Annotated in this window: 7 protein-coding genes; 3 read left to right on the top strand and 4 right to left on the bottom strand. The window is 64.2% G+C overall.

Translation table 11 applies throughout. The annotated features are described in order from the left end of the window. The coding region (locus tag F466_RS13860) for a transposase (RefSeq protein ID WP_018993974.1) at positions 1–157 on the bottom strand (157 nt) is incomplete at its 3' end. A gap of 441 nt (positions 158–598) precedes the next feature. Here F466_RS13860 and F466_RS0109355 point away from each other — a divergent pair. Further along, positions 599–1,198: a hypothetical protein gene (locus F466_RS0109355; protein WP_018649553.1), complete on the top strand. Its 600-nt coding sequence runs from the start codon at positions 599–601 to the stop codon at positions 1,196–1,198. A 96-nt stretch (positions 1,199–1,294) separates the two neighbouring features. Here the strand turns inward: F466_RS0109355 and ubiG are convergent, their stop codons facing one another. The 3 genes from ubiG to F466_RS0109340 all read right to left on the bottom strand — a co-directional run bounded on the left by ubiG (position 1,295) and on the right by F466_RS0109340 (position 5,697). After that, positions 1,295–2,053 (bottom strand): bifunctional 2-polyprenyl-6-hydroxyphenol methylase/3-demethylubiquinol 3-O-methyltransferase UbiG, encoded by a 759-nt coding sequence (gene ubiG, locus F466_RS0109350; RefSeq protein WP_018993973.1) that lies wholly within the window; start codon positions 2,051–2,053, stop codon positions 1,295–1,297. A gap of 392 nt (positions 2,054–2,445) precedes the next feature. Continuing rightward, complete coding sequence (locus F466_RS0109345) at positions 2,446–2,799, bottom strand: hypothetical protein (protein WP_026296443.1); 354 nt, start codon at positions 2,797–2,799, stop codon at positions 2,446–2,448. A gap of 606 nt (positions 2,800–3,405) precedes the next feature. Continuing rightward, complete coding sequence (locus F466_RS0109340; RefSeq protein ID WP_018993971.1) at positions 3,406–5,697, bottom strand: EAL domain-containing protein; 2,292 nt, start codon at positions 5,695–5,697, stop codon at positions 3,406–3,408. Positions 5,698–6,528: 831 nt separating this feature from the next. Between F466_RS0109340 and F466_RS0109335 the strand changes: the two genes are divergently transcribed. Together F466_RS0109335 and F466_RS0109330 are read left to right on the top strand one after the other, a co-directional pair. Further along, positions 6,529–6,810 carry a type II toxin-antitoxin system RelE/ParE family toxin gene (locus tag F466_RS0109335; protein WP_018861293.1) on the top strand — a complete coding sequence of 94 codons (282 nt, stop codon included), beginning with the start codon at positions 6,529–6,531 and terminating at the stop codon, positions 6,808–6,810. A 12-nt stretch (positions 6,811–6,822) separates the two neighbouring features. Then, entirely contained in the window at positions 6,823–7,137 is a 315-nt protein-coding gene (locus F466_RS0109330) for a HigA family addiction module antitoxin (RefSeq protein WP_018173892.1), read from the top strand. Positions 7,138–7,325 lie beyond the last annotated feature (188 nt).

Below are 7,325 nucleotides of genomic sequence, written 5' to 3'. Positions count from 1 at the left end.
CCCCGGCACGATCCGCCTTGAGTTGCTCGACCCAGCGCCGAACGGCCGTCTCGCCCACCCCGGTGTCCCGCACCACTTGCGGCACACTCTGGCCCTCATCCACCACCATCCGGGCCACCCGAAGCTTGTACTCCGGATCAAAATTCCTGCGTCCCATATCGTCTCCTCGATCAGATCCCAATCATTCCACCGATCGAGGTGTCCACGAAAATTAGACCAGCACACTCGCCGATCGGGCATGTCCAGCGCCCTATCGCCCAGAGGGCTGGGCTCCTACGAGAGAAAGCGGCTGTGGCGGCGGGTGAACAATATGGGTGTCCTTTATCTTGCTTCACCTTCAGAAAAGTACATCTGTGCCCGTCCTCTTCGCTGCTTGACCCATTGGCTGTTATTTCGCAGGCTCGATGTCCATGTCTCGCGCGGTCGGACCGCAAGGAACTGCGTGGGCTTTCAGTCGTGGGGGTGCTGGCCCGGGTTCGAGCGGAGTGTAGACAGGCGCCGTTCGCGAATGCTTTTGTGCAAGGGTCTCACGGGCGCTCGCTGCTCGGGATATCGCCCGGCCGAGCGACCAACCGCGTGACGCCCGCCAGGACAGTGCATGACAGAGATGATCTCGCGTAAAGAGGAGGTAACAATGAAGCACTCTTTTGGCTTCGCACTAGTCGCAACGATCTCGTTGATCTCCGGCTCGGCGGCTGCGGAAGATGTCGTGGTGGTCGATCAATCGATTCTGAAGCAAGACGTCCTGGCGGCTCAGGACGCTTGGTGCGAGGCGCTTGTCGATATCAGTTCCACCTATGCGGAAAGCGGGCATGAAGCCGCCAAGGCGCTCGCCGCAGACATCATCGACGAAGCATATGCCTACCAGATGGGCACGGTTCTCTTCAAACCCACGCTGGCGCAGAAACCGGACACGTTCCGCATGACCCGGGAAGGTGCATTGTCGTACTTCGTGGGGGGCGATTCCTCTTTTCCTGACGACTCCGGGTTTGCTCTCGAGGCCTGGAAGGAGTGCGAACCACAGAATGCCGGAATCTTCATCGATGGCAAGAGCGCGATCACGATGGGGAAGGTGCATTTCACGGACCAGGATGGAGAGGTTACAACCGTCGACAAGACCTGGGGTTTTGTGCGCGATGACGCCGGTGCATTGCGCATCAATCTGCATCACTCGTCGCTGGAGTATCAGCCGGATTAAGGGACCACTGGCCCGATGGAAAAGTGGGTGTCCTCTTTCATGATCGTGTAACCCGGATGAGGGATCGGCGGAATCGGCATACAGCGAACCCGTCTTTCAGGCTTCGGGCTTCCGTGCCAACAGCATGTAGTTGACGCTCATGGAGCGCGACAGCCACATCCGGCGGGAAAGCGGATTCACCTTGACTCCCGTCTGCGCCACGGGCTCCAGGCCGTCCCGCGCGAGCAGCGCCCTCGTTTCCCGCGGTGTGACAAAGCGCTTCCACTGATGGGTGCCCCGGGGCAGGATGCGGAACAGGTACTCGGCACCGACAATCGCCACCACGAACGAGACCGGATTGCGATTGATCGTGGCCACGAAGGTGTGGCCGCCGGCGCGCAGCATGCGGTTGACGCTCGCCATGAACGCGGGCAGGTCCGCCACATGCTCCACCACCTCCATGTTCAGGATCACGTCGAAGGTCTCGCCTCGTGCCGCGAGGGCTTCCGCGGTGTTCACTTCGTACTCGATATCCAGGCCCTGCTCCGCGGCATGAAGCCGAGCCGCGGCGATGTTCCGGTCGACGACGTCCACGCCCAGTACATTCGCGCCCAGGCGGGCCATGGCCTCGCTCAGCAGCCCGCCGCCACAGCCAATATCGAGGATGCGCAGGCCGTCCAGGGGGCGCTCGGCCTCCGCGTCCCGCCCGAGCGAGCGGCAGAGTTGGTCGCGGATGTAGTCACTGCGCAGGCCGTTCAGTACGTGCAGGGGCCAGAGTCTTCCATCCGGTTCCCACCACATCTCGGCCAGGGCGCGGTAGCGTTCCACCTCGGCGGGATCAACGGTTCGGTCGTGTTCCACATTCGGAGAGGTCATGGGCTGGGTCGCTCGCCATCGGCACAAAGGTCTCTATCCGACCACACGCTGCCAGTTTCGATCGCAGCGGCGGACGCCCCGAACGATCGTGTACCCCTGATCACTCGCCATAGGCCTCAACGATTCTGGGCCCGGTAGGCGCCTGCAAGCAGGCTCCCTCAGGATGCTTTTGGTGTCCCGGGTCGATCGGCAACCGCGCAGCGGTAAACGGCCCTTGGGAACAGGCGAGGTGACGTCAGAGAGTCCGGCTCTCCGCGGTCGTATTGGCCGGTTACCGGGGTCCAACCCTGTCATTGATCAGCACAACGGTCGGAACTTGCTGTGCCGTCGGGTCAACCAACGAGTTGAGGAAATCGCCATGGTCACCTAAAACACGGGTTAGGTGTGATCGCTCAACAGGTTGTCCAGCAGGAGAAAGCGTCATGAGTTGCCAGGAACATCCGAATCACGATCATGAACACGGACCCGGCTGCGGACACACCGCGGTGGAGCACAACGGACACGTGGATTACTTGCATGATGGCCATCTCCACCATCCGCATGGCGACCATGTTGACGAGCATGTCATCGAGGTGAGCGAAACGAACCCCGATCACTGCACCCCCGACCATCAGTGCCAAGGTCACGACCCGAATCACGTGCACGGTCCCGGCTGCGGCCACGAGCCCGTTCCGCACGGGGACCACGTCGACTACCTGGTAGACGGCCACCTGCATCACCCCCATGGTGACCACTGCGACGACCACGGACCCCTCAAGGTCGTTGCATCGGGGACCTGACTCGCGCCATCCGGGCCACCTTCGCGATGCGGCACCGCGTCGCCGTGCATGCGTTTGACCTTACCTTGGTCCGGCCCCGTCATGCCCGCGATATTCCGTCATTGCGAGGTCTCGCAGAGACCGCGGCAATCTGCCGGACCGTTCCGAGAGGTTGCTGTTCGCTCGGTACCGTAGGTGGCCCTTGTGACCGACCGCAATGATCGACGAGCCAAGGCACAAGGTCAGATCCTGGTTTTCGTCCCCGTGTGGCCGGAACAGAGCCCCTCGGAATCAGAGCCCCCCTTTGCGCCAAAGTTGGCCGGGCAGGGCAACAGGCAAGGTCTGCCCCGGGTCCGCGCCGGTTCGTCGCCGAGGCCGGGGTCTGCCCACTGTAGGAGGCGAGCCCTCTCGCCGATCGGGCGTGTCCGGCTCACCATCGCCCAGAGGGCTGGGCTCCTACAAGAAAAATAAGAAAAAGGGGCTGGGGCGGTGTGCGCGCAAGATGGGCGACCTCTTCCGCTAACGCGGCGGTCTGCTCAATCTGAAGGCAGACCCCGGGCCCTCCTGCGACTGAAGGCACCACCGCACCGTGCGCTAGAACTCGATGTCGTAGCGCAGCTCTTCGTCCGGCTGACGCAGGAAGTTGCCCTGCACCAGGTCGATTTGCGACTGCCACAGCAGGGCCAGGCCGTCCACATCCTCCACATAGGCCGCCATGGTGCGTGCGCCGCTGGCCCGGGCGATGTTCAGCAGCGGCTCCAGGCGCGCGAGCTTGTCGGCGGCATCGTGCAGCCCGTGGGTCAGTGGACGCGCGACCTTCACGTAGTCGGGCTGCAGGCTGCGCAGTAGCTGCGCCGGCTGTTCGCTGGAGAGTCCGAAGTGCTCCACGGCCACTCCGACATGGATATCGCGCAGTGTCCCAATGACCCGTTCGGCCTGCTGCAGGTCCGCCACGATGTCTTCCTCCGCCAGCTGCAATACCAGCGCTCGGGCTGGCAAGGCCGCCTGGGCGAGGATGCGCTCGAGCCAACCTGCCAGGTCCTTGTCGCGCAGCGACCCGCGCGACAGTTTGACGAAGAACACCGAGTCCGGATGGGTGCGCCGTCGTGCGCCCAGGATGTCCACTGCGTTGGCCAGCACCCAGCGGTCCAGCGCCCGGTCGAGGTCCAGGTGTCCGGCCATGTTGACGAACGGGCCGGGTAATTGGGTGTGGCCTTCCGGATCGCGAATCCGGAGCAGCACTTCGTAGCGCTCCGTGTTGTCGGAGCCGGCGATGTTGGCGATCGGCTGATACACCAGAAAAAGGCGGTGCTCGTGAATCGCCCGAGTGATCACCTGGCGCCAGTGCTGCTGCTGGGCGGCACCGCACTCCGGCGTGATCAGCGCCGGGTCCAGCTGGATACGGTTTCCGCCCTCCCGGCGGGCCTGCGCACAAAGCGCCAGAGACTGGTCCACTGCATCTGCCGCGGGAATGTCGGCCAGTGCCGTGATCCCGATGCTCAGGCCCGGGTACGGCGCGTGGCTCGGGGCACCATGCGGCGCCGGGACCTTCGCATAAAGGGCATCGCCCCAGCCTGACAGGGCTTCCGCGTCGGCTCGGTTCAGCAGCACGAGGGTCGCGTTCTCGCTGAATCGGGTGATGCGCTCGCCCGCGGCCAGGCCTGACGCGATTCGCCCCAGCAGGCGACGCTGAAGCAGCGAGAAACCGGCCACTCCCTGTTCCCGGATCAGACTTGAGGCCTCGTCCCATTCGACGCAGGCGAGGGCGACGATTCCGGGCTGAGTGGCCAGCCCCGCTCGCCAGTGGTCCAGCAGGGGCGCCAGGTCGCCGGAGCGCAGGGTGGCGGGGGCCCGCCCGGCCCGACGACGTCGGCGGCAGAGGCGCGCCTCGGAGCGGACACGCGCGGGCGCCGCCTCCGGCGATATGTGCGCAAGCCGAGGGCCCGGCTCGGCTCCAGGGCCTTCTGGTGGCGTCAGCAGAACGCGCGGGATGTCGAACAGCGATGGGTCCTGATCAAGGGAGCGGGACAGGGCCGCGGCCTGGCCGGGCGTGATGTCCACGTCGATCACAATGGCCTCGGGCAGGCTCTCCAGGGCTTGGCCCGGCACATCGTCCTCCGGCAAGAGACGCTGGATGTCGAGTGCCGGGGCCTCCTGCAGGGCGCGGGTCGGGGAGACCGACTGCCCGGTGGTGACCAGCATGACCCGCAGCGGATCCCATGGGCTGGAGTCGACCAGGCCCTCCAGTGTCGCGGCGATCTCGGAGGGAATCGTGGGCATCGACAGGACCGCGTCCCAGTCATCGATCGTGGTTGGCTGTTCCCCGCCCTGGGAAGCTTGCAGGATCAGGATATTGGGCAACGCTGCATCGTCATCCGGTGTTGGCGGGCCCGGCGGCGCCGCCAGGACGACGCGTGCATGAGGCGTCGCTGTCGATTCGGCATGCACCGCCTCCTGCAGGCTGGCGAAGGCGTCCACCCGAAAGCCACAGGCCACCAGTTGCAGTGCCAGTTCGTCGCGTTCCGCGCCGGCCGGCCCGAGCAACTGGACCCGCAGTCGGTCGGGAACCGGAGTCGGCATACTGTCGGGCTCCGGAGCCGCCGGGAGCCCCTCCGACGCGGCGAGATCGTCCGGAAGCGTCCCCTGCAGGCGCAGGATCAGGGCGCCAATGGTCTCCTGCTCGTTGGAGTTGGGAGGCAGCGGGCTTTGCAGATGCTGGGCCACACGCTCGTCAATGCGCCGTGCGGTGTTGAGCGCTTCCTTCAGCGCCGTCCCGGCCAGCCCTCCGGCGATCACCCGGGTCAGCGCGCGGATCTCCCCCAGGTCCACATGGCGGCAGCCACGCTGCCGGATCATGTACCACCGGTCGGCCAGGTCGGCGACCATCCGTGGCAGGCCCCGGACAAACTCCCGGCTGGTGGTGTTATCGGATGGAGTTGGAGAGGACTTCGCCTGCGGGGTGCTGCCGGAAACATCGGCCATGTGATTCAAAGTCCTTTTGGAATGTACCTTGTGAACTATAGACAACCCTTGCACGCATGGTTGAGTTTTTTGGTACTGCCTCGACCCATTAGCGGCCTGCGCCGGAATCCAGCCTCCAGCGAAACGGCGATACCGCCCCAAAGCGCTTGCGCCTGTGCGTCACCGAGGCTGGGGTTTACCCACTGTAGGAGGCGAGCCCTCTCGCCGAGCGGGCATGTCCAGTGCCCCATCGCCCAGAGGGCTGGGCTCCTACAAGAGAAAAGGGCTGTGGCGCCATGTGAACAAGACGGGTGTCCTCTTTCTCGTCCTCAAACGGCGATACCGCCCCAAAGCGCTTGCGCCTGTGCGTCATCGAGGCTGGGGCTTACCCACTGTAGGAGGCGAGCCCTCTCGCCGAGCGGGCATGTCCAATGCCCCATCGCCCAGAGGGCTGGGCTCCTACAAGAGAAAAGGGCTGTGTTGCCATGTGAACAAGACGGGTGTCCTCTTTCTCGTCCTCAAGCGGCGATACCCCCCCAAAGCGCTTGCGCCTGTGCGTCATCGAGGCTGGGGTTTACCCACTGTAGGAGGCGAGCCCTCTCGCCGAGCGGGCATGTCCAATGCCCCATCGCCCAGAGGGCTGGGCTCCTACAAGAGAAAAGGGCTGTGGCGGAATGTGAACAAGATGGGACTCCGCTTTCTCGCCGCGTTAGCTAGCAGATTGACACGTGTCACGTGATACGAGACATTGGTGCCATGATCAAGACGTTCGCGGATCGGCGTACGCAAGAGTTGTACGCGACAGGGAAGTCGAAGCGGATCCCGCCAGATGTTGCCAGAAGGGCGGTCCGCAAATTGGACTATCTCTCGGTAGCCGAGCAGCTTGATGACTTGCGGGTTCCTCCCGGCAATCGGCTGCACGCGCTGGAAGGAGATCGCAAGGGTCAGTATGCAATCTCCGTCAATGACCAGTGGCGGCTCTGCTTCCGGTTCGAGGATGGCGACGCCTTCGATGTCGAAATCACGGATTATCACTAGGAGGCAATAGTGATGAGCATCTCCAACACCACCGGCCTGAAGCGGCGGCCGACCCATCCGGGTGAAATGCTGCGCGAGGACTTTCTTCCGGATTTTGGCCTGAGCACCGCGGAGTTGGCCAAGGCGGCAGGCGTATCGCGCCAGTCCATCAACGAACTGCTGCGCGAACGTCGAGCTCTAAGTCCGGAGATGGCACTGCGACTCGCACGGCTGTTCGGGACTACCCCGGAGTACTGGATGAATGCTCAACGTGCCGTGGACCTCTGGGACGCCGCCCAGGCCATTCAGGACGACATAAACCGCATCCACCCACTAGACGCCGCCTGACCCAGCGCCCCAAGGGGCATGTCCGTAGCCTGTAGCAACGGAATCACCCCACGCCCGTTCCCTGGTGAGGCTGGGTCCTACCACTGTAGGAGGCGAGCCCTCTCGCCGATCGGGCGTGTCCAGTTCCCCATCGCCCAGAGGGCTGGGCTCCTACGAGAGAAAGGGGCTGTGGCGGCATGTGAACAAGA

Source organism: Thioalkalivibrio sp. ALgr1 (assembly GCF_000378285.1).
GTDB lineage: Bacteria > Pseudomonadota > Gammaproteobacteria > Ectothiorhodospirales > Ectothiorhodospiraceae > Thioalkalivibrio.
This window is presented reverse-complemented; position numbering and strand designations above follow the sequence as displayed.